The 23,134-nt window shown below is 60.7% G+C and carries 23 protein-coding genes and 1 pseudogene; 11 read left to right on the top strand and 13 right to left on the bottom strand.

Going from position 1 to position 23,134, the window contains the following annotated elements; translation table 11 throughout:
- Position 1: 1 nt before the first annotated feature.
- Positions 2 to 484: a GreA/GreB family elongation factor gene (locus AB4N41_RS00570; protein WP_024013776.1), complete on the bottom strand. Its 483-nt coding sequence runs from the start codon at positions 482 to 484 to the stop codon at positions 2 to 4.
- 2 nt (positions 485 to 486) lie between these two features.
- Complete coding sequence (locus tag AB4N41_RS00565; RefSeq protein ID WP_041478413.1) at positions 487 to 900, bottom strand: hypothetical protein; 414 nt, start codon at positions 898 to 900, stop codon at positions 487 to 489.
- A gap of 125 nt (positions 901 to 1,025) precedes the next feature.
- Here AB4N41_RS00565 and earP point away from each other — a divergent pair, with 125 nt between their 5' ends.
- Positions 1,026 to 2,168 carry an elongation factor P maturation arginine rhamnosyltransferase EarP gene (earP, locus tag AB4N41_RS00560; protein WP_252876694.1) on the top strand — a complete coding sequence of 381 codons (1,143 nt, stop codon included), beginning with the start codon at positions 1,026 to 1,028 and terminating at the stop codon, positions 2,166 to 2,168.
- Between the two features lie 48 nt (positions 2,169 to 2,216).
- A complete protein-coding gene (locus AB4N41_RS00555; RefSeq protein WP_003226785.1) occupies positions 2,217 to 2,786 on the top strand; it encodes an elongation factor P in 570 nt (189 codons plus the stop codon).
- Between the two features lie 184 nt (positions 2,787 to 2,970).
- Here the strand turns inward: AB4N41_RS00555 and AB4N41_RS00550 are convergent, their stop codons facing one another.
- The 4 genes and pseudogenes from AB4N41_RS00550 to AB4N41_RS00535 all read right to left on the bottom strand — a co-directional run bounded on the left by AB4N41_RS00550 (position 2,971) and on the right by AB4N41_RS00535 (position 6,253).
- Positions 2,971 to 3,981, bottom strand: coding sequence for an alpha/beta hydrolase (locus AB4N41_RS00550; RefSeq protein ID WP_460138310.1), 1,011 nt, complete (start codon positions 3,979 to 3,981; stop codon positions 2,971 to 2,973).
- A gap of 37 nt (positions 3,982 to 4,018) precedes the next feature.
- Positions 4,019 to 4,438, bottom strand: coding sequence for an organic hydroperoxide resistance protein (locus AB4N41_RS00545; protein WP_007940002.1), 420 nt, complete (start codon positions 4,436 to 4,438; stop codon positions 4,019 to 4,021).
- A gap of 328 nt (positions 4,439 to 4,766) precedes the next feature.
- On the bottom strand, positions 4,767 to 5,222 hold the full coding sequence (locus tag AB4N41_RS00540; RefSeq protein WP_042607887.1) for a MarR family winged helix-turn-helix transcriptional regulator: 456 nt from the start codon (positions 5,220 to 5,222) through the stop codon (positions 4,767 to 4,769).
- Positions 5,223 to 5,297: 75 nt separating this feature from the next.
- Positions 5,298 to 6,253: pseudogene (locus AB4N41_RS00535) on the bottom strand (LysR family transcriptional regulator).
- Between the two features lie 111 nt (positions 6,254 to 6,364).
- On the opposite strand from AB4N41_RS00535, the gene AB4N41_RS00530 reads away from it, so the two are divergent.
- Positions 6,365 to 7,111, top strand: a complete 747-nt coding sequence (locus tag AB4N41_RS00530; RefSeq protein WP_221264894.1) for a sulfite exporter TauE/SafE family protein — start codon at positions 6,365 to 6,367, stop codon at positions 7,109 to 7,111.
- Here AB4N41_RS00530 and AB4N41_RS00525 read toward each other — a convergent pair.
- Entirely contained in the window at positions 7,101 to 7,955 is an 855-nt protein-coding gene (locus AB4N41_RS00525; RefSeq protein WP_174823892.1) for a LysR substrate-binding domain-containing protein, read from the bottom strand. The genes AB4N41_RS00530 and AB4N41_RS00525 overlap by 11 nt on opposite strands.
- A 97-nt stretch (positions 7,956 to 8,052) precedes the next feature.
- Between AB4N41_RS00525 and AB4N41_RS00520 the strand changes: the two genes are divergently transcribed.
- Positions 8,053 to 8,274: a DUF1127 domain-containing protein gene (locus tag AB4N41_RS00520; RefSeq protein ID WP_016770864.1), complete on the top strand. Its 222-nt coding sequence runs from the start codon at positions 8,053 to 8,055 to the stop codon at positions 8,272 to 8,274.
- A 64-nt stretch (positions 8,275 to 8,338) separates the two neighbouring features.
- On the top strand, positions 8,339 to 9,565 hold the full coding sequence (locus AB4N41_RS00515) for a winged helix-turn-helix domain-containing protein (RefSeq protein WP_252876691.1): 1,227 nt from the start codon (positions 8,339 to 8,341) through the stop codon (positions 9,563 to 9,565).
- Between the two features lie 89 nt (positions 9,566 to 9,654).
- On the opposite strand, the gene AB4N41_RS00510 is transcribed toward AB4N41_RS00515, so the two are convergent.
- Entirely contained in the window at positions 9,655 to 11,001 is a 1,347-nt protein-coding gene (locus AB4N41_RS00510) for a class II 3-deoxy-7-phosphoheptulonate synthase (RefSeq protein WP_095182202.1), read from the bottom strand.
- Between the two features lie 151 nt (positions 11,002 to 11,152).
- Between AB4N41_RS00510 and AB4N41_RS00505 the strand changes: the two genes are divergently transcribed.
- Positions 11,153 to 11,908, top strand: coding sequence for a spermidine synthase (locus tag AB4N41_RS00505; protein ID WP_024013768.1), 756 nt, complete (start codon positions 11,153 to 11,155; stop codon positions 11,906 to 11,908).
- Between the two features lie 109 nt (positions 11,909 to 12,017).
- On the opposite strand, the gene AB4N41_RS00500 is transcribed toward AB4N41_RS00505, so the two are convergent.
- Positions 12,018 to 12,809 carry a crotonase/enoyl-CoA hydratase family protein gene (locus AB4N41_RS00500; protein WP_252876690.1) on the bottom strand — a complete coding sequence of 264 codons (792 nt, stop codon included), beginning with the start codon at positions 12,807 to 12,809 and terminating at the stop codon, positions 12,018 to 12,020.
- A 419-nt stretch (positions 12,810 to 13,228) separates the two neighbouring features.
- On the opposite strand from AB4N41_RS00500, the gene AB4N41_RS00495 reads away from it, so the two are divergent.
- Positions 13,229 to 14,902 (top strand): DEAD/DEAH box helicase, encoded by a 1,674-nt coding sequence (locus AB4N41_RS00495; protein WP_016770859.1) that lies wholly within the window; start codon positions 13,229 to 13,231, stop codon positions 14,900 to 14,902.
- 117 nt (positions 14,903 to 15,019) lie between these two features.
- Here AB4N41_RS00495 and AB4N41_RS00490 read toward each other — a convergent pair whose 3' ends face one another.
- A complete protein-coding gene (locus AB4N41_RS00490; protein ID WP_056788497.1) occupies positions 15,020 to 15,787 on the bottom strand; it encodes a DODA-type extradiol aromatic ring-opening family dioxygenase in 768 nt (255 codons plus the stop codon).
- A 103-nt stretch (positions 15,788 to 15,890) separates the two neighbouring features.
- Between AB4N41_RS00490 and AB4N41_RS00485 the strand changes: the two genes are divergently transcribed.
- Complete coding sequence (locus tag AB4N41_RS00485) at positions 15,891 to 16,547, top strand: thiopurine S-methyltransferase (RefSeq protein ID WP_041478428.1); 657 nt, start codon at positions 15,891 to 15,893, stop codon at positions 16,545 to 16,547.
- 172 nt (positions 16,548 to 16,719) lie between these two features.
- Here AB4N41_RS00485 and htpX read toward each other — a convergent pair whose 3' ends face one another.
- Together htpX and AB4N41_RS00475 are read right to left on the bottom strand one after the other, a co-directional pair.
- On the bottom strand, positions 16,720 to 17,607 hold the full coding sequence (gene htpX / locus AB4N41_RS00480) for a protease HtpX (RefSeq protein WP_007908619.1): 888 nt from the start codon (positions 17,605 to 17,607) through the stop codon (positions 16,720 to 16,722).
- A gap of 302 nt (positions 17,608 to 17,909) precedes the next feature.
- Positions 17,910 to 19,121: a pyridoxal phosphate-dependent aminotransferase gene (locus tag AB4N41_RS00475; protein WP_016770856.1), complete on the bottom strand. Its 1,212-nt coding sequence runs from the start codon at positions 19,119 to 19,121 to the stop codon at positions 17,910 to 17,912.
- A gap of 224 nt (positions 19,122 to 19,345) precedes the next feature.
- Between AB4N41_RS00475 and msrB the strand changes: the two genes are divergently transcribed.
- The 3 genes from msrB (at position 19,346) to AB4N41_RS00460 (ending at position 20,785) form a co-directional block, all read left to right on the top strand.
- Positions 19,346 to 19,741 carry a peptide-methionine (R)-S-oxide reductase MsrB gene (gene msrB / locus AB4N41_RS00470; RefSeq protein WP_041478500.1) on the top strand — a complete coding sequence of 132 codons (396 nt, stop codon included), beginning with the start codon at positions 19,346 to 19,348 and terminating at the stop codon, positions 19,739 to 19,741.
- 106 nt (positions 19,742 to 19,847) lie between these two features.
- Positions 19,848 to 20,333 carry a glutathione peroxidase gene (locus AB4N41_RS00465; protein ID WP_252876688.1) on the top strand — a complete coding sequence of 162 codons (486 nt, stop codon included), beginning with the start codon at positions 19,848 to 19,850 and terminating at the stop codon, positions 20,331 to 20,333.
- A complete protein-coding gene (locus AB4N41_RS00460) occupies positions 20,330 to 20,785 on the top strand; it encodes a MarR family winged helix-turn-helix transcriptional regulator (protein ID WP_056788501.1) in 456 nt (151 codons plus the stop codon). Before AB4N41_RS00465 ends, AB4N41_RS00460 begins: the two co-directional genes overlap by 4 nt.
- On the opposite strand, the gene AB4N41_RS00455 is transcribed toward AB4N41_RS00460, so the two are convergent.
- Positions 20,772 to 23,093 (bottom strand): hybrid sensor histidine kinase/response regulator, encoded by a 2,322-nt coding sequence (locus AB4N41_RS00455; RefSeq protein ID WP_056788504.1) that lies wholly within the window; start codon positions 23,091 to 23,093, stop codon positions 20,772 to 20,774. The two genes, AB4N41_RS00460 and AB4N41_RS00455, sit on opposite strands and share 14 nt — an antisense overlap.
- Between the last annotated feature and the right edge of the window lie 41 nt (positions 23,094 to 23,134).

Below are 23,134 nucleotides of genomic sequence, written 5' to 3'. Positions count from 1 at the left end.
TTCAGAGCACCTCGGTGACAGCAAATTGTTGCCGGGTGCCCGCCACCAGAATCTCCACCTCATCGCCCGCGAACTTGCCCAGCAGACTTTTGCCCAGCGGCGAGCGTGGGGTGATGACGGTGATCGGCTGACCCACCACGTCGACTTTCAGCCCCGCCGCATCCGGCGCCAGAAACAGCCATTGCTCGCGACCCTTTTCGTCCTCCAGACCGAGCAGGGCGCCGACTTCGATGCCGCGATTTTCGTCGTAGGCACGCAACGTCAGGTTCTGGCACAGCGCCAGTGACTGACGAATCTCCTCAACCCGCTTCGCCTGACCCGCCGCCAGATATGACGCTTCCAGCCCCAGCGTGTCGTACTTGTTTTCGGCGATGTTTTCTTCGTGGGTCGCGGTTTCGTAAGCGGTTTGCGCAGCGCGTTCGGCGATGTCGAGGTCGATGCGCAGCTTGTCGAGAATCAACTGGTGGACGCTGTGTTTGTTCATGATCAATCGCAGAATTGCAAAACGTTGGCGCGGCTCTTTTCGGTCGGCGCGGTCTGGTCCTGCTGCAGCCAGAACTGGCATTTCGGGTTCGACGCATTGCGCGAATTGGCGCGCGCCTGGTCCAGTCGGGCCTGCTGTTCATTCTTGCGCAGGTTTTCTTCGTACTGTTGGAACAGCGGCGTTGGCGGCGGTGCGACGTCCGGCTGTGGCTCGACTGCAACTGGCGGATTGGCCAATTGCTGCACCGCTTGAGCCACCGGGGCCAATTGCTCGGGAAAGATGAAGCGCGATAGCAGCCAGCAGGTCAGCGCAATCGCCAGGAACCCCAGCCACAGGCCCAGCGCAATGCTGCCGGTCAGATGCAGCGCGCTAAGCTGAACAGGCAAGGGACGACGCGGATTCGGACGGTAGGGCATGGCGGCCTCCTGGCGGATGGTTGCGGGCAAGTGGCGATTGTCGCACGAAGATTAATCGCCGTCGGCTCTTCTGCGCGAGCGCATTTATGCGGACAATCGAGGTTTTTTGCCAACGGGAGAACGGCATGGCTGAAGCGAAACCCCGCTGGGATATTTTTTGCACCGTGGTCGATAACTTCGGCGACATCGGCGTGACCTGGCGCCTGGCCCGGCAACTGGTGGCCGAACATGCCTTGCCGGTGCGCCTGTGGGTGGATGATCTACGCGCGTTCGAGCGCCTCTGTCCTGAGATCGATGTCGATGTTGTGCAGCAATGGCAGCAGGGCGTCGAGGTGCGTCAGTGGCCGAGCGAATGGCCGCACGCCGAGGCGGCCGACGTAGTCATCGCCGCCTTCGCCTGTCAGTTGCCCACTGATTACATGGACAGCATGGCTGCGCGGGAAACGCCGCCGCTGTGGCTCAACCTCGATTATCTCAGCGCCGAAGACTGGGTCACCGGCTGCCACGGCTTGCCGTCGGTGAAATACAAAACGGTGCAGAAGTTCTTCTTCTTTCCAGGCTTCAAGCCGGGCACCGGTGGCCTGCTGCGCGAATGCGGACTGCTCGAACAGCGTCGGCAGTTTCAGCAGGATCGGCCGGCTCAGCGACATTTCCTGCAAGACCTGGGTATTGATCCCGCGCCCGATGCGCAACTGATCTCGCTGTTTGCTTATGAAAATGCCGGGTTGGCCAGTTGGCTGGATGTGCTGGCGGCCGACGCACAGGCGACTCACCTGCTGGTGCCGGAAGGGCGGATTCTCGGCGATGTGGCGCGCTGGCTGAATGTGGAAACCCTGACGGTCGGCGCGATTCATGTGCGCGAGTCCCTGACCGTGCAAGTGCTGCCGTTCGTCCGTCAGGATCAATACGACCATCTGCTGTGGTGCTGCGATTTCAACGCGGTGCGCGGTGAAGACTCATTCGTGCGCGCGCAATGGGCGGGGCGGCCGATGCTCTGGCACATCTATCAGCAGGACGATGACATCCATCTGGACAAGCTCGACGCTTTCCTCGCGCTCTACACTCACGGCCTTTCGCCCGCTACGGCGCAGGCGATGAACGGTCTGTGGCGAGCGTGGAGCGCCGGGCAACCGATCGGTGAGCACTGGCTGGCGGCGCGAAATCATTGGCCGGAACTCGAGAAAAACGCCGAGGCATGGTGTCTGGAACAGGCCTTGCAAGCGGATCTTGCCACGGCGCTGGTACAGTTTTATGTAAATTGGATATGATACGCGGCCTAGATTTTTGTAAATCCCATCCAAATTCGGATATTCGCAATGAAAACTGGTAAAGAACTCAAACCCGGTACCGTGATCCGTATCGACAACGATCCTTGGCTGGTTCAGAAAGCTGAATTCACCAAGTCGGGCCGTAACAGCGCGATCATGAAGACCAAGCTGAAGAACCTGCTGACCGGTTACAAGACCGAAACCGTTTACGGTGCGGACGACAAACTGGACGACGTGATCCTGGATCGTAAAGAAGCCACCCTGTCGTTCATCAGCGGTGACACCTATACGTTCATGGACACCACTGACTACACCATGTACGAGCTGAACGCCGAAGACATCGAAAGCGTTCTGCCTTTCGTTGAAGAAGGCATGACCGACGTTTGCGAAGCCGTGTTCTTCGAAGAGCGTCTGGTTTCCGTAGAGCTGCCGACCACCATCGTGCGTCAGGTTGACTACACCGAAGGCTCCGCTCGCGGTGACACTTCCGGCAAGGTGATGAAGCCTGCCAAACTGAAGAACGGTACCGAGCTGTCGGTTGCCGACTTCATCGAAATCGGCGACATGATCGAGATCGATACCCGCGAAGGCGGTTCCTACAAAGGCCGTGCGAAATAAGCACTGCTTTTTGCGGAAAGAAAAAACCCGACCATTGAGTCGGGTTTTTTTGTGCCTGCGCTTTGAGTTTCACACCTGTCCCATGTGGGAGCGAGCCTGCTCGCGAATGCGGTGTGTCATTCAATGAAGCGCTGTCTGACGGGACGCTTTCGCGAGCAGGCTCGCTCCCACAATGGGACGGTGGTTACTTCAAGTGTTGCTTCAGTTCTTCAGACGCCTGCAACATCGCCGAGCGCACCGCCGGTACCTGGCTGATCACGTTGAGCAAACCGTAATCGTGAATCATGCCGTTGTAGCGCACCGACGTAACCGGTACTCCGGCCTCATCGAGTTTGCGCGCATAGGCTTCGCCTTCGTCACGCAACACGTCGGCGCTGGCAGTCTGCACCAGTGCAGGTGGCAGGCCTTTGAGCTGTGCGGTAGTAGCGCGCAGCGGTGAAGCGTAGATCTCGTTGCGCTGTTTGGCGTCGGTGGTGTAGTTGTCCCAGAACCACTTCATCATGTTGCGGGTGAGGAAGTGTCCTTCGGCGTACTGGTTGTACGAACCGGTGTCGAAGTTGGCATCGGTCACCGGCCACAGCAGTACCTGGAATTTGATCGCCGGGGTGCCCTTGTCCTTGGCCATCAGTGCAACCACTGCGGCCATGTTGCCGCCGACGCTGTTGCCGGCCACGGCCAGGCGCTTGCCATCGACGTTGATCTCTTTGCCGTGTTCCGCCACCCATTTGGTCGCAGCGTAGGCCTGGTTGATCGCCACCGGGTAATGCGCTTCCGGCGAAGGGGTGTAGTTGACGAAAACCGCCGCCGCCCCCGAACCGACCACCAGATCGCGCACCAGACGTTCGTGAGTCGGGAAGTCCCCCAGCACCCAGCCGCCGCCGTGGAAGAACATGAACAACGGCAGCTCACCCTTGACCCCGGCCGGCCGGACGATGGTCAGGCTCAGCGGTTGACCATCGACCTGCACCGTTTTCTCGCTGACATCGGCTTTGGGCAACGTCAACTTGACCCCGGACTGCGCGCCGACCAGCACGGCGCGGGCATCCTTGGGCGACAGCTGCTCGATCGGCTTGCCGCTGCCTGAGTTCAGCGCATCGAGAAATGCCTGGGTGTTGTGTTCGACATCACCGGCGAAAGCGCTGTGTACCGACAGGGCGAGAAGGGTACCGGTCAAGACTTTGCTGAAAGTGTTCATGTTCATTTTTCCTTGTTCGGGCCGGGGGCTTGAGTGATTACACAGTCACGTGCAGACGGACATCGACGTTGCCACGGGTGGCGTTGGAGTACGGGCAGACCTGGTGAGCGGCGTCGACCAGCGACTGCGCATCGGCTTGTTCCAGACCTGGCAGGCTGATGTGCAAATCGATGTCCAGACCGAAACCGCCAGGGATCTGGCCGATGCCGACATGGGCGGTGATCGACGCGTCGTCGGGAATCTTGCGCTTGGTCTGGCTGGCGACGAATTTCAGTGCGCCGATGAAGCAGGCCGAGTAACCGGCAGCAAACAGTTGCTCAGGGTTGGTCGCCGCACCGCCAGCACCGCCAAGTTCTTTCGGAGTGGCCAGTTTGACGTCCAGTACGTTGTCGCTGGAGATCGCACGACCGTCACGGCCGCCAGTGGAAGTTGCGATTGCGGTGTAGAGAGTTTGCATGGTGTGAGCCTCATGGGTTGTGGTTTTGTGCGCTAATTGTTTGCGCGCTAAGTAGTTGTGAAGAGAATGTATAGCGCTAATGTTTAGTGCGCAAGATAAATTTTTAACAAAAAGCACGTTTTGCTCAAGGGCATAGCGTGGCAGGGACGGGTAAGGCTTGATTTAGAGCGCTTGCCGAGGGAATTCAGGCGGGAAAAATATTTTTGTTGGCGCTGAAATCACTGTGGGAGCGAGCCTGCTCGCGAAGGCGGTGGAACATTCAACGACTCGCTGTCTGATCGGACGCTTTCGCGAGCAGGCTCGCTCCCACAGGGGGATGTAGCGGGGCTTAATTCAGGCTGTCTTGCAGATGTCCGCGCAGCGCTTGCAGCTCGGCCTGCAATTTCTGCAGACGTTCCAGGGTGAAGCCACTGGCGCCAAGAATGCACTGCGGCACGGTCTGCGCCTTGTCGCGCAAGGCGCGGCCTGCTGCGGTCAGTTCGACAATCACCACCCGCTCATCTTCACGACTGCGGGTGCGGCTGAGCAGGCCTTCGGCTTCCAGACGCTTGAGCAATGGCGTCAGCGATCCCGGATCGGTCAGCAGGCGTGCGCTGATTTCTCCGACAGTCAGACCGTCCTTCTCCCACAACACCATCATCGCCAGATACTGCGGATAGGTCAGGCCCAGCGCCTGCAACAGCGGCTTGTAGACCTTGGTCATCATCAGCGAGGTCGAGTGCAGGGCGAAGCACGCCTGATTGTCGAGCAGAAGGTCGTCGCAGTTGTCGCGTTCGGAAGTCATGTCAAAGCCTTGATCGTTGATCGTTTTTTAATCTAGCGCTCGAATCTTTAAGGCGCCAGATAAATATGTCCGGCCTCAGTGCCGGGCGAATTGCCGTTGCAACGCCAGATCCCACGGCGGCACCGGACTGAAGCGGGTTTTCAGATATTCCAGCAACAACCGACTGCGCGAATGGACCTGCTGTTCCATGCGCAGCGCGTAAATGCCGGTGGACTCCGGCGGCGGCAGGCCATTTTCGCAGAACAGTGGCACCAGTTCGCCACGCAGCAGGTATTCGCTGGCCAGCCAGGTCGGCAAGTGTGCGACGCCCAGACCCGCCGCCGCGCCACACGCCAGAGCTTCGGCATTGTTGGCGCTCAGACGTACGCGCGATGGCCGGTGCAATTGCATTTGCCCGTCCACTTCGAATTTCCAGGCAAACGGCGGCGCAAGGCCTTCCCAGTCGAGCCCGTCGTGTTCACTCAACTGCGCCGGATGCTCGGGCACACCACGCTGCTTGAGATAGTCAGGGCTGGCACAGGCGACGCGGACCATGCTCGCCAATGGCGTGGCGACCAGGCGCGAGTCAGCCAACTGGCCGGTACGCAACACCAGATCGACCTTGCCCAGGCTGCTGCCGGCCATGTCGCTGAAGCTGTCGATCAGGTGCATCTGCACGTCCAGTCCAGGGTACAGCAGGAGAAAATCGGCAATTACCGGCGCCAGATGTCGCCGCCCAAAGCTGCTGGCGCATCGATGCGGATCAGACCTTCCGGTGCACTGCTCAACGACACCGCTTCGGCACGCGCCAGTTGCAACTCGGCGATGATCCGGCGCGCCCGCTCGGCAAAGGCCAGGCCGGACGAAGTCGGCAGCACGGCATGGGTGCTGCGCACGAACAGCTGACTGCCGACGGCACTTTCCAGGCTGTCGATGCGCCGCGCCACGGCGGAAGGTGTCAGCGGATGGCGGCGCGAAGCGGCAGAAAAGCTGCCACTCTCCAGCACATCGAGAAACAGGCCGAGTTGATCGGTCAATTGGTTGGGATTCATGGAAACCACGCTTGTGCAAAATCGGCATAGCCATTGTGCGTTGCTATGCGTTTCCCCGCTAGGCGCGAGTGCGTAGCATTGGCCGCCTGTCGTTAGAGGATTACCGTTGTGATGGATTTTCTGTTGTACCTGCTGTTCGGCGCCGCCCTTGGCACATTGGGCGGGATCTTTGGCATTGGCGGTGGCTTGATTGCGATTCCGTTGCTTGGCGTGTGGTTCGGGCTTGATCAGCAAATCGCCCAAGGCACGGCGCTGGTGATGGTGGTACCGAACGTGATGTTGGCGCTGTGGCGTTATCACCAGCGCAATCGCATCGAATTGCGCCATGCGCTGCCGCTGGCGGTGATGGGTTTCTGCTTTGCCTGGCTCGGCTCGATCTGGGCGGTGGGCATCGATGCGCAGACCATGCGCATCGGCTTTGTCGCCTTTCTGGTGGCGCTGTCGGCCTACAACCTGTTGAAGATGTTCGGCCCGCGCCCAGCGCCGACTGCCGAGATGCGCTATTCGTGGCCGTGGCTGGGCGTGCTCGGCGCCGCCTCGGGGACCATGGGCGGTCTGTTCGGCGTCGGCGGCGCGGTGGTGGCGACGCCGGTGCTGACCAGCCTGTTCGGCACCAGCCAAGTGGTCGCTCAGGGCTTGTCGCTGGCGCTGGCCCTGCCGAGCACTGGTGTAACCCTGGTGACCTACGCCGTGCACCATGAAGTCGACTGGATGATCGGTCTGCCTCTGGCGGTCGGTGGTCTGCTCAGCATCAGTTGGGGCGTGAAAGTTGCCCACGCCATGCCGGAAAAAATTCTGCGTGGGCTGTTTTGCGGCTTCCTCGTGCTGTGTGCGGTGATGCTCGCGTTTAAAGTTTGAAGCCCTCGACAATGTGTTCGGCCAGGCACTCGGTGATCGGCGACGGGTTATTCAGATTGCGGATCAGCATGATGCTTGCCTCGGGCAGCAGCGGCAGGTCTTCGGCGGCGCCAAGGATGCGCATGTCCGGGGTGATCAGACTCTCCAGTTGCGCGGTGATCGCCAGCCCTGCGCTGACCACAGCCATCAGCGCCGACAGGCTGCTGCTGTTGTAGGCGATGCGGTAATCGCGGCCCATCGCGTCCAGCGCATTGCACGCCCACAAGCGGCAGAAACAATCACTGTTGAACATCGCCAGGGGCAGCGGCGTCTGTTCGTGGGCGCTGAAGTTCTGCGCCTCGGCCCAGACAAAGCGCTCCTTGCGCAGCAACTGGCCGATCTCGTTGCCCGGCTCACGGGTGACGATCGACAAGTCCAGATCAGTGCGCTGCAACAGTTGTTTGGTCGATTCGCAATGCACTTCGATCTGGATCAGCGGATAGAACTGCGCAAACCGCGACAGGATTCCCGGCAGAAAACGCATCACATAATCATCCGGCGTACCGATGCGCACGGTGCCGACCATGTGCGGCTCGCGCAGGGTGTTGAACACCTCACTGTGCAGTTTGAGGATGCGCCGTGCATAACCGAGCAGCACCTGGCCTTCGGCCGTCAAGCGCACCTGGCGCCCATCACGCTCGAACAGCTGGCGCTGCAACACGTCTTCTTCCAAGCGTTTCATCTGCATGCTCACCGCCGACTGGGTGCGGTTGACCATCTCGCCAGCACGGGTGAAACCGCCCTGATCGGCAATCGCGACAAAGGTGCGCAGGACATCGGTATCGATACTGGGGTAGGCGGACAATTGATGAATCTCCGTGATGCATGCCATCAGAAACATTCGTTGGATTGATCTTAGCGCCGGCGCGAGACTTGAGCCATCCACAAAAGGAGGCAAGACGATGAAAGGTCAAAGAGAGTATGCAAGCCAAGAACAGCTGTCCGGCCACGGCCATATCGTGTCCGATCTGCTGCACAAATTCAGCCGCTGGTATGAGCTGCATCGTGAACGGGAAATGCTCGCCGGGCTCAGCGACGAAGCGCTGAAGGACATCGGCATCAGCCGCGCCGATGTGGAGCATGAAACCGTGCGGCCGTTCTGGGACGACCCGATGCATAAATGATGAGGCTATCGCTACACAAACCCCTTTCAGGTGAGGTAGGTTGCGAGCAGACATGGAGGAATAAATGCCCGCGACAGTGTCCTTTTCCCTCAAACAGGCGCGACGTCTGGCGCTGGCTGCCCAAGAGTTCAACGGGCGCCAGCCGCCGAACGTCAATGCCAGTCATCTGAACCGGCTGATCGAACGGCTGGGCCTGCTGCAAATCGATTCCGTCAATGCCGTGGTGCGCTCGCACTACCTGCCGCTGTTTTCCCGTCTCGGTTGCTATCCATCTGACTTGCTCGACCAGGCTGCCTGGAGTTCGGGCCGTCGGCGCACGCTGTTCGAATACTGGGGCCATGAAGCGTCGTTGCTGCCGCTGTCGATGTTTCCGTTGCTGCGCTGGCGCATGCAGCGGGCCAAGCGTGGCGAAGACATCTATCAGCAATTGGCGAGGTTTGGTCGCGAACAACAGGAAACCATCCGCCGCGTGCTGACTGCGGTTGAGGAGCGGGGCGCGCTTGGCGCCGGCAGTCTGTCGACCCGCGAAGACAAGGCCGGGCCATGGTGGGACTGGAGTGCCGAGAAACATGCGCTGGAATGGTTGTTCGCCGCCGGTGAGGTCACAGTGGCGGGGCGACGCGGTTTCGAGCGTTTGTACGATTTGCCCGAGCGGGTGATTCCGGCAGCGATTCTGCAGCAGCCCCAACCGGGTGAGGCCGAGGCGCAACGCAGTTTACTGTTGCATGCGGCGCAAGCGTTGGGCGTTGGTACGGAAAGAGACCTGCGTGATTACTTTCGCCTGAGCCCTGCGGATGCGCGGCCGCGTCTGGCTGAACTGGTTGAGGCGGGGCAATTGCAGATGTGCGAAGTCGCCGACTGGCGGCAGATCGCCTATTGCCTGCCGGAGCCCAAAGTGCCGCGCAAGGTCATTGCCAGTGCGCTGCTGTCGCCGTTCGACTCGCTGATCTGGGAGCGCAGCCGCACCGAGCGCCTGTTTGATTTCCGCTATCGCCTGGAAATCTACACACCGCAGCCCAAGCGCGTGTATGGCTATTACGTGCTGCCGTTTTTGCACAACGAGCGGATCGCCGCGCGGGTTGATCTGCGTGCCGAACGGGCGGCAGGGCAGTTGGCGGTGCATGCGGTGCATGAGGAAGAATCGGGACTGGACGAGGAGGGGATGCTGGCGCTGGCGCTGAATTTGCGGCGGATGGCGGGTTGGCTGGGTTTGGCGCGGGTGCAGTTGAATTGTCAGCGCGAGAGTGCGGGCCGGTTGCGGGGAGCATTGGCGCAGATGGAGGGGGCCTGAGCTGGCGCCTTCGCGAGCAGGCTCGCTCCCACAGGGAAACGCATTGCAAATGTGGGAGCGAGCCTGCTCGCGAAGGGAGGCGACGCGGTCTAACGGCGGACTTGCTTCAGGGTCTCGGCAATCAAAAACGCCAATTCCAGCGACTGATCGGCATTCATCCGTGGATCGCAGTGGGTGTGATAACGGTCGGACAAGCCATCCTCGGTAATCGGTCGGGCGCCGCCGATGCACTCGGTGACATTCTGCCCGGTCATCTCGATATGAATGCCGCCGGCATAACTGCCTTCCGCTTCGTGCACCTGGAAAAACTGCTTCACCTCGCCAAGGATCTGCGCGAAGTCACGGGTCTTGTAGCCGCTGCTGGCCTTGATGGTGTTGCCGTGCATCGGGTCGGAGCTCCACAGCACTTGCTTGCCTTCGCGCTGGACCGCGCGGATCAGTGCCGGTAGATGATCGCCGACCTTGTTCGCACCCATCCGCGCGATCAGGTTCAAACGCCCCGGATCGTTGTCCGGGTTGAGCACGTCGATCAGGCGGATAAGATCATCGGGGTCCATGCTCGGGCCGACCTTGACGCCGATCGGGTTGTTCACCCCGCGCAGGAATTCAACGTGCGCGCCGTCGAGCTGACGCGTGCGGTCGCCGATCCACAGCATGTGCGCCGAGCAATCGTAGTAATCGTTGGTCAGGCTGTCGCGGCGCACGAAGGCTTCTTCGTAGTTCAGCAGCAAGGCTTCGTGGGCGGTGAAGAAACTGGTTTCGCGCAGTTGCGGCGAGCTGTCCATGCCGCAGGCGCGCATGAATGCCAAAGTTTCATCGATGCGGTCGGCGAGATGGCTGTACTTCTCGGCCAGCGCCGAGTTGGCGATGAAATCCAGGTTCCACTTGTGCACTTGGTGCAGGTCGGCAAAACCGCCCTGAGCGAAAGCGCGCAACAGATTCAGAGTCGCTGTGGACTGATGATAGGACTGCAGCAAACGCTCTGGATCCGGCACGCGGCTCTTTTCGTCGAAGCCGATGCCGTTGACGATGTCGCCGCGATAGGCCGGCAGGGTCACGCCGCCGATGGTTTCGTCGTTGGCCGAACGCGGCTTGGCGAACTGACCCGCCATGCGCCCGACCTTGACCACTGGGCAACCGGCAGCGAAGGTCATGACGATCGCCATCTGCAGCAACACTTTGAAGGTGTCGCGAATCTTCGCTGCGGAGAATTCAGCGAAGCTTTCCGCGCAATCGCCGCCCTGCAACAGAAACGCGCGACCCTGGGTAACTTCGGCGAACTGGCGGCGCAGCTCGCGCGCTTCGCCGGCGAACACCAGCGGCGGATAGCTGGCCAGGGTTTGCTCGACCTGGCGCAGGTGCGCGGCGTCGGGGTATTGCGGTTGTTGCTGGATCGGCAGGGCGCGCCAGCTGTCAGGGCTCCACGGTTGGCTCATCACGGTCTCGAAGTTCGTACGCAGGGAAGCGCCATGTTAGCAGCAATTAGTGCGTGACCTGCTCCCGCCCCATCGCCGACAATCGCCGCTTTGCCACGGCGCCACAGCGGTGCCATCGCGTCACCGCGCCCGGTGACCATCAGGAGACGAAATGACTGAGGAGCGCGTCGAGCATCTGCTCGCCGAGGTACAGGATGAGTTCGGCGTGATTCGCGTGCTGGAAGTGGCCGATTACCGCTTTCTCGAGTTCGGCGATGCGATCGAGCAGAGCTGCGTGTTCACAGCCGACCCGAGCTGGCTGGAGTACGACTACACCCGCGCGATGCTGATCGGTGCGCTGTGCCACGAGCAGCCGGAGAGCGCGCTGTTTCTCGGTTTGGGTGCGGGCACACTGACCCAGGCTTGCCTGAAGTTTCTGCCGCTCGAAGACGTCGAGGCCATCGAACTGCGCCCGGACGTGCCGCGCCTGGCCATCGAATATCTTGGCCTGGATGATGATCCGCGTTTGTACATCCGCGTCGGCGATGCGCTGGAATTGCTGCCGACTGCCGAGCCGGCGGATCTGATTTTCGTCGACCTCTATACCGATGTCGGTCCCGGTGTCGGGCATCTGGCCTGGAGTTTTCTCGGCGATTGTCAGAAGCGCCTGAATCCGGGCGGCTGGCTGGTGATCAACCAGTGGGCCACCGACGATGGCAAACCACTGGGCGCGGCATTGTTGCGCGGCCTCTATCACCGGCATTACTGGGAGTTGCCGGTGAAGGAGGGCAACGTGATTCTGATCGTTCCGGCGGATCTCGATCAGGCGCTGGACATGCAGGCGCTGACCCAACGAGCCGAAGCGCTGGCGCCGCAGTTGGGGTACTCGTTGCAGTCGTTGATCAACGCGATTCGCCCGGCGACCTGAGCCGGCAGTACCGCCCCCTTCGCGAGCAGGCTCGCTCCCACATTTGAAATGCGTTCGACCTGTGGGAGCGAGCCTGCTCGCGAAAAGGCCCTGACAGGCAGCAGATTCTTCACACCCCTTTGAAAATCCCTGGCCGCCGCTCCACCAGCGATCTCACCCCCTCCCGGGCATCTTCAGTGGCGAGCAACTTCTTCACCAGTGCCGGTAACGCCTGCGCCGCCGCTGTCTCACCCTCATAACGCGCCTGTCGCGCTGACATCAAGGTCGCCTGCACACCCAGCGGTGCTTGCCGGGCAATCCGTTCGGCCAGCTCGATCGCACGGGGCAGCAAGTCTTCACTGGCCATCACTTCCTGGACCAAGCCCAGATGCAACGCATCGTGTGCATCAAACTCGTCGCCGGTGAGCAACCAGCGCATCGCATTGCCCCAGCCGGCAATCTGCTGGAAACGCAAAGTCGCCCCGCCAAACGGAAAGATCCCACGCTGCACTTCCATCTGCGCGAAGCGGGTATTGCTCGCGCACAGATTGATGTCCGCCGCCAGCATCAGCTCGATGCCGATAGTCAGGCAGTAACCCTTCGCGGCGACGATTACCGGCTTGCTCACCCGTGGGCCGACGAAAACGCCCCAGGGATCGCACCCGCCTGTCGGAACCTGCCAGCCTTCGGCCAGAGCCGCGCTGGCATTGACCAGATCAAGCCCGGCGGTGAAGTGCTCGCCGTGGCCGAACACCACGGCGACCCGCGCTTCGCGGTCGGCTTCGAACTCGCCGTAGGCCAGGCTCAGGTCGTTGAGCAGGTCGATATCGAAAGCGTTGCGCTTGGCCGCCCGATCGAGGCCGATCAAGTGCACATGACCACGACGTTCTCGGCTGACGCGGCCGGCGCAGGGCTGATTCATGGCTAAATCCTCAAGCGGGAAGGGCGGGTGCGCGGCGCTTTGCCGCAGGTCGGTGAACCGTTTAAGCGTCATCGCCCGCAGGGCCGGGCCTTTGCAAAATAGACCGTTGCGCGATTATCCGCAAAACCCCGTTACACGGCGGTGACACACGGATAAGGGCCACAAAAAAAGCTCCCTTTTCGGGCGAAATCCGGTATAGTGCGCGCCGGCCTTTAACCGGGCCGCGTTTAGGTAGCGCATTTCCCGAAGTCAGCTTCGGCTGCACGTCCGCATTGCGGGCTCTTCCTTGACGATTCATCTTCATTCATTCGTTTTCGCAAATCCCCGCCGACAAAGCTGCCAGGGCGACTCTTGAGTCTCAACACGGCATGCGCAGCTTTGGAGCATGGGTCTTTGCGGATGCACTTAGAGGCAGACCCATGACCCAGGAAACCGGCGGATTCGCCGCTTTTAATCTCAACCCGAATATTCTTGCAGCCGTCGCAGCGACTGGCTACGAAGAGCCTTCGGCGATTCAGCAGCAATCGATCCCGATCATCATGGCCGGCCAGGACATGATTGGCCAGGCGCAAACCGGTACCGGTAAAACCGCCGCGTTCGCACTGCCTATTCTGCACCGCATCGATCCTGCCAAGCGCGAACCGCAAGCCCTGATCCTGGCGCCAACCCGAGAGTTGGCGCTGCAAGTAGCAACCGCTTTTGAAACCTACGCCAAGCAAATGCCAGGCGTCACCGTCGTGGCTGTCTACGGCGGCGCGCCGATGGGCCCGCAACTCAAGGCAATCCGTAATGGCGCACAGATTGTTGTCGCTACTCCGGGTCGTCTGTGCGACCACCTGCGTCGCGACGAGAAAGTCCTGTCGACCGTGAACCATCTGGTTCTCGACGAAGCTGACGAAATGTTGAAGCTGGGCTTCATGGATGACCTGGAAGTCATCTTCAAGGCTCTGCCATCGACCCGCCAGACCGTGCTGTTCTCGGCGACCCTGCCGCAGTCGATCCGCGCCATTGCCGAACGCCATCTGCGCGATCCGCAACACGTCAAGATCCAGACCAAGACCCAGACCGTTACCGCGATCGAACAGGCTCACCTGTTGGTTCACGCTGACCAGAAAACCTCGGCCGTGCTCAGCCTGCTGGAAGTCGAAGACTTCGACGCCCTGATCATGTTCGTGCGCACCAAGCAAGCCACTCTGGACCTGGCCAGCGCCCTCGACGCCAAAGGCTACAAAGCCGCCGCGTTGAACGGTGACATCGCCCAGAACCAGCGTGAGCGCGTCATCGACTCGCTGAAAGATGGCCGTCTGGACATCGTTGTCGCCACCGACGTTGCTGCCCGTGGTCTGGACGTTCCGCGCATCACTCACGTGTTCAACGTTGACATGCCGTACGACCCGGAATCCTACGTGCACCGTATCGGCCGTACCGGCCGTGCCGGTCGCGAAGGTCGCGCCCTGCTGCTGGTGACTCCACGTGAGCGCCGCATGCTGCAAGTGATCGAGCGCGTAACCGGTCAGAAAGTTGCCGAAGTGCGTCTGCCGGACGCTCAAGCCGTTCTCGATGCTCGCATCAAGAAACTGACCAACAGCCTTTCGCCGCTGGTTGCTGATGCCGAATCGACTCACGGTGAGCTGCTCGACCGCCTGACCGCCGACATCGGTTGCACCCCGCGTGCACTGGCCGCTGCGCTGCTGCGCAAGGCTACCAACGGTCAAGCGCTGAACCTGGCCGCGATCGAGAAGGAACGTCCACTGGTGCCGAACAACGCACCGCGTGGCGACCGTCCTGAGCGTTCCGGTGATCGTCCTGATCGTGGTGACCGCGAGCGTCGCGCGCCAATGCCTTTGGGCGAAGGCCGTGCTCGTTGCCGTACCGCGCTGGGTGCGCGTGACGGTATCGCTGCGAAAAACCTGCTGGGCGCCATCCTCAACGAAGGCGGTCTGGCCCGTGAAGCGATCGGTCGCATCCAGGTGCGTGACAGCTTCAGCCTCGTCGAGCTGCCGGAAGAAGGTCTGGAAAAACTCCTGACCAAACTGAAGGACACTCGCGTGGCCGGTAAGCAGCTCAAGCTGCGTCGCTACCGCGAAGATTGATCCGCCCTTGGGCTGATTGATCGAACATAAAAAAATCCCCGACTGGTTCGGGGATTTTTTTTGCCTGCTCATCGGGCGACACAACACCTTGTGGGAGCTGGCTTGCCAGCGATGACGTCAGCCGAAGCGATAAATATCCATACCCAGCGCCCCCATCGTGAAACCCTGATGCGCCACGCTGAAAACCCCGCCAGCACCGCGAGCAAAGTACAGCGGCAACAAATGTTCATCACTCGGGTGACTGCGCACGGCATTCGGCGCCTCCTGGCGATAATCATGCAGCGCCGTTTCATCGTCGGCCGCCAGCTTGTCGATCATCCAGTCACGGAAATCCCGCGCCCACGGTTCAACGCTTTCCGGGCCGGCATGCCAATCCAGCTCCCGGAGGTTGTGGGTGATGCTGCCGGAGCCGATCAACAGAATGCCGTGTTCGCGCAGGCTCGCCAGTGTACGGCCAACTCGCGTCTGCAATGCCGGTCCGCCGCGACTCGGCAACGAGACTTGCACCACCGGAATATCGGCCTGCGGATACATCAAAGACAGCGGCACCCAAACACCATGATCGAACGGTCGTTGCGGATCGAGCCGCGCCGGCAGGTCATTGGCGTGCAGCAGTTGAGCCACCTCGGCGGCCAGCTGCGGATTGCCCGGGGCCGGGTACTGAACTTCAAACAGCGCACGGGGGAAACCGCCGAAGTCGTGCCAGGTTTCCGGGTGCGGGTGGCTGCTGACCAGCAGTTCCTGGCTTTCCCAGTGCGCCGAGACGATGACAATGGCGTTGGGGCGCGGCAGTTGAGCGGCCAGTCGCGCCAGTGCCGGGCCGCTGGCACCGGGCTCCAGCGCCAGCATCGGTGAACCGTGGGAGATAAACAGGCTGGGCAACATGGACGGGCTCCTGAGCGCTAAGATGAACCATCTTCAGTCAGATCATCGATCTGAATCCAATATAAGTTTCTGCGGTTTTTCATCGGTTTTTCGGGAGTGATCCATGCAGCCTGAGTTTTGGTACAAGAAATGGGATTCGAACCAGATCGGCTTTCATCAGCCCGAGGCCAACCCGTATTTGCAGCGCTACTGGCCGGAGCTGGCGATTGCACCGTCGGCGCGTGTGCTGGTGCCGCTGTGCGGGAAGAGTCTGGATCTGCTCTGGCTTGCCGGGCAGGGACACCAGGTGATTGGGGTTGAGCTAGCGGAAAAGGCTGTCGAGGAGTTTTTCAGCGAACATCAGTTGCAACCGCAGATCAGCGAGCAGGGCGCATTCAAGGTTTATCGCAGTGTTGCGTTCGAATTGTGGTGCGGTGATTTTTTTGCGCTGACGGCCGAGGACGTCGCAGATTGTACTGCGCTGTATGACCGCGCCGCGCTGATTGCCTTGCCGGACGCGATGCGCCAGCGCTACGCGGCGCATTTGCAGCACTTGCTGGCGCCGGAGATGAAAGGGCTGGTGATTACCCTGGATTACGATCAGACGCAGATCCCGGGACCGCCGTTTGCGGTGAATGATGATGAGGCGCAGCGGCTGCTGGGCCAGGGTTGGCAGCTGGAGAAACTGGAAGAGCGAGATATTCTGGCTGAGAGCCCCAAGTTTCTACAGGGCGGGGTTGAGTGGTTGGTGGAGCGGGTTTATCGGGTTTCTTCCAGATAGTTTTTTATTAGCAGCTCCGGCGTCTTCGCGAGCAGGCTCGCTCCCACAGGGGAATGCGTTTCAAAGGTGGGAGCGAGCCTGCTCGCGAATGGGACTTTGCTGACAACGCATGATCTGAAGATACAAAAAAAGGCCCGCATCACTGCGGGCCTTCTTTTTTATTGCGATCAAATCAACCGCGACGACGCAGTGCGTCAATACGCTCTTCCAGCGGCGGGTGGCTCATGAACATGCGGGCGAAGCCCTGTTTGATGCCACCGTTGATGCCGAAGGCGTTCAGGGTGTCGGGCATATGCACCGGCAGGCCCTGTTCGGCGCGCAGACGTTGCAGAGCACCAATCATCGCGCTGGTACCGGCCAGGCGGGCGCCGGCTTCGTCGGCACGGAATTCGCGCTTGCGCGAGAACCACATGACGATTGCGCTGGCGAGGATGCCCAGCACCAGTTCGGCGAAGATGGTCGCCACGTAATAGGCGATGCCCTGGCCTTCTTCGTTCTTGAAGATGACCTTGTCGACGAAGTTGCCGATGATCCGCGCGAAGAACATCACGAAGGTGTTCACCACGCCCTGGATCAGAGCCAGCGTGACCATGTCGCCGTTGGCGACGTGACCGATTTCGTGGGCCAGTACGGCTTTCACTTCATCGGGCGAGAATCGCTCGAGCAGGCCCTGGCTGACCGCGACCAGCGCGTCGTTCTTGTTCCAGCCGGTAGCGAAAGCATTCGCTTCGTAGGCCGGGAAAATCCCGACTTCAGGCATCTTGATCCCGGCTTCGCGGGACAATTGCTCGACCGTTTGCAGCAGCCATTGCTCATGACGAGTGCGTGGCTGGCTGATGATTTGCGTACCGGTGCTCATCTTCGCCATCCACTTGGAGATGAACAGCGAGAACAGCGAGCCGGCGAAACCAAAGACCGCACAGAAGACCAGCAGCTGACTGAGGTCGAGGTCGACCCCGTTGGCCGCCATGAACCCGTTGAAGCCGAACAGGCTCAGGGTGATGCTGGCTATCAGCACGACCGCCAGGTTAGTGGCCAAAAACAGCAGGATGCGCATCATGGTTGTAGAACTCTCCTCAAGCTAAAGATGTAGCGTACTGCGGGGTATATAAGGTGCGGCACCGGGCTATTCAACCGAGTGACTATTTCAAACTGTGTCCTACAGCGGTTTCTTGAGGAAAAAGAAAATTCCCACCCTCGATTCCGACACGGATGACACAGCCTTTCGCCCCGCCGCCATTAGGTCAGACACGTCTGTACGGCTCGCATCGCAAGTGTAGAAGGGCTGCAAAGGCGCGGAACAAAGATGTGTTGCTGAATCAGACAGTGCGCAACAGTCAATCCGTTGCGCACTGCTGGCCATTACTGGCGGTAGGACTTGAGGAAGTTGCCGATGCGGCCGATGGCCATTTCCAGATCATCGACGCGGGGCAGGGTGACCACGCGGAAGTGATCCGGCCACGGCCAGTTGAATGCCGTGCCCTGCACCACCAGCAGCTTCTCGGAAAGCAGCAGATCAAGCACGAACTTCTCGTCGTTGTGGATCGGGCAGACCTTCGGGTCGATTTTCGGGAACGCGTACAACGCGCCCATCGGCTTCACGCAGCTGACGCCGGGAATATCGTTGAGCAACTCCCAAGTGCGATTGCGCTGCTCCAGCAGGCGACCCTGCGGCAGCACCAGATCGTTGATGCTCTGGTAGCCGCCCAGCGCGGTCTGGATTGCGTGCTGGCTCGGCACGTTGGCGCACAGGCGCATGTTGGCCAGCATGTCGATGCCTTCGATGTAGCTCTGCGCGTTGTGTTTCGGCCCGGAGATGGCGATCCAGCCGGAGCGGAAACCGGCCACGCGGTAGGATTTCGACAGGCCGTTGAACGTCAGGCAGAGCAGATCCGGCGCCAGCGAGGCAGTGCAGATATGCACGGCGTCGTCATAAAGAATCTTGTCGTAGATCTCGTCCGAGAACACCACCAGGTTGTGCGCGCGGGCGATTTCCAGCATGCCCAGCAACACTTCCTTCGAGTACACCGCACCGGTCGGGTTGTTCGGGTTGATGATCACCATGGCCTTGGTGTTCGGGGTGATCTTGGCCTTGATGTCGGCCAGATCCGGAAACCAGTCGGCGCCTTCGTCGCACAGATAATGCACGGCGTTACCGCCAGCGAGGCTGACGGCAGCGGTCCACAGCGGATAGTCCGGGGCTGGCACCAGCACTTCGTCGCCATTATTGAGCAGCGCCTGCAGCGACATCACGATCAGCTCGGAAACGCCGTTGCCCAAGTAGATGTCTTCGATGCCGACACCTTCAACCTGCTTCTGCTGGTAGTACTGCATCACCGCCTTGCGCGCGCTGAACAGGCCTTTGGAGTCGCTGTAACCTTGCGCGGTCGGCAGGTTGCGGATCACGTCCTGGAGGATTTCGTCCGGCGCTTCGAAACCAAACGGCGCCGGGTTGCCGATGTTCAGCTTGAGGATGCGCTGGCCTTCCTCTTCCAGTCGTTTGGCGTGCTTGAGCACCGGGCCGCGAATGTCATAGCAGACGTTGGCGAGCTTGTTCGATTTGCTGAACTGCATGGCGATGTGATCCCGAAAATGAACGATCCAGGCGGCAAATGGACAACCGTACTGGGATTGCTGCGTCTTCGCACAGGCGGAGGTCTGGCGCTTTAGCGCTCAGAATCCGTTTGAATGCGCCCGGTCTGGCTGCCAGACTGGCGCGTGACGAGGCGCAATCATACGTGCCGCCCGATCCGTGGAAAAGGTACAGATCGGGCTTTTTCAGCCGCTGAGGTGTTATGATGGAAAAGTTGCAGAAAACCCTGGAAGAATGGCGTGCCATGCTCGACCCCGAGCAGTACAACGTCTGCCGTCTGAGTGCCACCGAGCGTCCGTTTTCGGGCAAATACAACAACACCAAAACCGACGGTGTCTACCACTGTGTCTGCTGCAACGAGCCGCTGTTCGACTCCAAGACCAAATTCGACTCCGGCTGCGGCTGGCCGAGCTTTTACGCGCCGATCGGCGATAGCGCGATGACTGAGATCCGCGACACCAGCCACGGCATGATCCGCACCGAAGTGAAATGCGCGCGCTGTGATGCGCACTTGGGCCACGTGTTCCCGGATGGCCCACCACCGACCGGCCTGCGTTATTGCATCAACTCGGTGTGCCTGAATCTCGAGCCGCGCGAATAACCGATAAAGAGGCGACATTGTGTCGCCTTTTTATCGAGCAATTAGATTGCACACAATTCAATTGCTCGTTATGTTTGCGCCTTCCTCACCATTGCGGAGCCGACCCATGAGCAACAACCTGCTGAATATCCCGTGCACCACCATCAAGGGTGAGCATAAGACCTTGGCCGATTTCGCCGGCAAAGCCGTGCTGGTGGTCAATACCGCGAGCAAGTGTGGCTTCACTCCGCAATACAAGGGTCTCGAAGAACTCTGGCAGACCTACAAGGACCAGGGGCTGGTGGTATTGGGTTTCCCCTGCAACCAGTTCGGCAAACAGGAGCCGGGCAATGACGGCGCCATCAGTGAATTCTGCGAACTGAATTTCGGCGTCAGCTTCCCGCTGTTCAAGAAGATCGACGTCAACGGCGCCGATGCTCACCCGCTGTTCGTGCAGTTGAAGAAGCGCGCCCCGGGCCTGCTCGGCTCGCAGGGCATCAAGTGGAATTTCACCAAGTTCCTGATCGGCAAGGACGGCCAGTTGGTCAAGCGTTTCGCCCCGACGACCAAACCGCAGGACCTGAGCGGCGAGATCGAAGCTCTGCTGAAATGAGCCTGGCGGTTGATTCGCTGAAGCTCGACAGCCAGTTGTGCTTCAAGCTGTACGCGGCCTCGCGGGCGGTGATTCGCGCCTACAAGCCGATGCTCGATCAGTTGGGCCTGACGTACCCGCAGTACCTGGCGATGCTAGTGCTGTGGGAATGGCAGGATGCTGCGCCGGAGCAACCGACGGTCAAGGCCTTGGGCGAACGCCTGGCCCTGGACTCGGGGACGTTGACGCCTTTGCTCAAACGTCTGGAGCAGAGCGATCTGGTCCAGCGTCGGCGCTCGGCGCGCGACGAACGTGAGATGCACCTGAGCCTGACGCCTGCCGGAACAGCACTGCGCGAGCAGGTCGGGCCACTCAAGGCGCGCCTGCTCTGCGACAGTGGCGTAGATCTCGACCGGCTCAATGATTTGCGCGCCGGCCTCGATCACTTGCTCGGGCAGATCAAAGGGCTTTAGTAGTCGGCATCCACTGATCAAGCAACGCGGCGAGTTCTTCGCGGCGAAACGGTTTGGCCAGATAGTCGCTCATGCCGGCCGCGCGGCAACGTTCGCGTTCCTCGGACATGGCATTGGCGGTCAGCGCGACAATCGGCAGACTCGGCCAGCGCCCGCTCTGGCGAATCTGCCGACTGGCTTCATAGCCATCCATCACCGGCATGTTGCAATCCATCAGCACCAGATCGAAATCGGCAAACTCCAGTTGATCCAGCGCCTCGGCACCATGGCCCGCCACCACTACATCGCAGCCAAGCTTGCCGAGCATGCCTTTGGCGACCAGTTGATTGACCGGGTTGTCCTCGACCAGCAGCACCTTGCCCCGGCGCGCGGACGGCAAGGCATCCGCTTGTGCTTCGTTGAGGGTGGCTGCGTCCGGTTGCAGAATCCGTCGCAGATGCTGGTACAGCGCGTTGCGCGCCAGCGGCCGGGCTTGCTGCTGCAAGGGGGCGAGGGCGGCGGCTTCTTCGCTGGGCAGAAAACTGCCGTAAGCAGTCACCAGCAGAATCGGCGCGGTGATGCTAGGGCGCAGACCGAACAGGCATTCCGGGCAATCGGTGATCAGCACATCCGGACTCAGGCCCAGCAGCGAATCATCAATAGTGCGCTGCGTGTATTCCAGGCCCCACACCGGCAACAGGCTTTTCAGCAATTCCGCCAGACCACTGCTGGCAGCGGTGATGGCGAGAACCTTGCCGCGTAACGGTATCGGCGGCAGCGCGCGGGTGTGAGAGGGCAGTGGCAGTTCGGCGCAGAACTGGCTGCCGAAGCCGCTTTCGGAACTGATGGTCAGCCGACCCTGCATCGCTTCGCACAGGTTGTACGTCAGCGCCAGTCCCAGCCCGGTGCCGCCGTACTGACGGGTGATACCGGCGCCGGCCTGGGTGAACGGCTGGAAGATTTTCACCTGCGCTTCCTGGGCGATGCCTATGCCGGTGTCGCAGACTTCGATGCGCACGCCACCCTTGTACGCCGACAGACGCACATCGACCCGACCGAAGCGGGTGAATTTCAGCGCGTTGGACAGCAGGTTGCTGACGATCTGCCGCACCCGAGTCGGGTCGCCCAGCACCAGCGCCGGGAAGTGCGGCTCGATCAGACAGGTCAGCTCGACGCTTGGCGCGGCGTTCTGCGAGAGCAGGTTGGCGGTGTCTTCGATCAGCGAGCCGAGGTCGAACGGGATGTTTTCCAGCTCCAGTTGCCCGGCGTCGAATTTCGACAGGTCGAGAATATCGTTGAGCAGTTCCACCAGCACCTTGCCCGAGTCGTGGGCGATCGACAGTTGTTGCTGCTGCTCGGCGTTGAGCGGGCCGTCCAGTGACAGCGCGATCATCCCCAGCAGACCGTTGAGTGGTGTACGGATTTCATGGCTCATGTTGGCCAGAAACGCCGAACGCGCTTCGGCCATGTCCAGTGCAGTACGGCGTGCCACTTCCAGTTCTTCGTTGGACTGGCTGAGGCGGGCGTTGATTGCCTTGAGTTCGGCGGTGCGCGCCGAGACGATGTCTTCCAGTTGCGCGAGGTATTCGGTCAGGCGATTTTCCGCGGTGCGCCGTTGCTGGATTTCGGTGGCGATGTTCTCGAACTGCTGATTGGCGACTTTGACCAGCACGCCGATTTCATCGTTGCCGTGGCCGGCCGGGCACTCGAGCGTGGTCGGCTCGGCGCTGCGCGGGTCGCGGCCGCTGAGTTCACGGATGACCCGCACCAACGGCTTGGTCAGCATCACGTAGAACAGCGCCAGGAGGATCCCGGTCAGCAGCAGGCTGCGGGCAAAACCGTTGAGCAGGGTGACTTCCGCACGGCGCAGGAAGCGGCTGCCGAAGGCATAAGTGTCGACTTCAAGCTTGAGAACGCCGAGGGATTCGTTGGGCAAGTGGTCGAGGTACAGACGATCTTCGAAATGACGCTTGGCGCCGAACAGGAAGTCGCTGATCAGCCGATAGCTGCTCTGCAGTTCCGGGCGTTTGACGCTGGCCAGCACGGTCTCGTTGTTGTCGATCAGTTGCGCGGCGATGATCGCGGGCGAGCGCAGCAGGCCCAGGGTGAGCTCCTGCGCGAGCTCGGCGTCGATGTTATAGGCGATGCGCGAGGCCGGATTGTGGCTGATTTCCAGCAGCGCGAGGATTTCACGGTTGATGGAAGCGTCTTCGCTGGCATAATCGATGCCGATCTGCAGCAGACTGAGCAGGGTGCCCAGAATGAACCCGACCAGCACGGTAAGCCTGGCTTGCTTGTAAGACAGCCGGTGGGTGAATTTGATATCCATGGGTTGTTGAACCACTTCCGTTTCCCTTCGCTGCTCAAGCA

The organism is Pseudomonas sp. S2_A10 (assembly GCF_054668465.1).
Note: the sequence above shows the minus strand (reverse complement) of the source record. Positions and strands in the feature narration are given on the sequence as shown.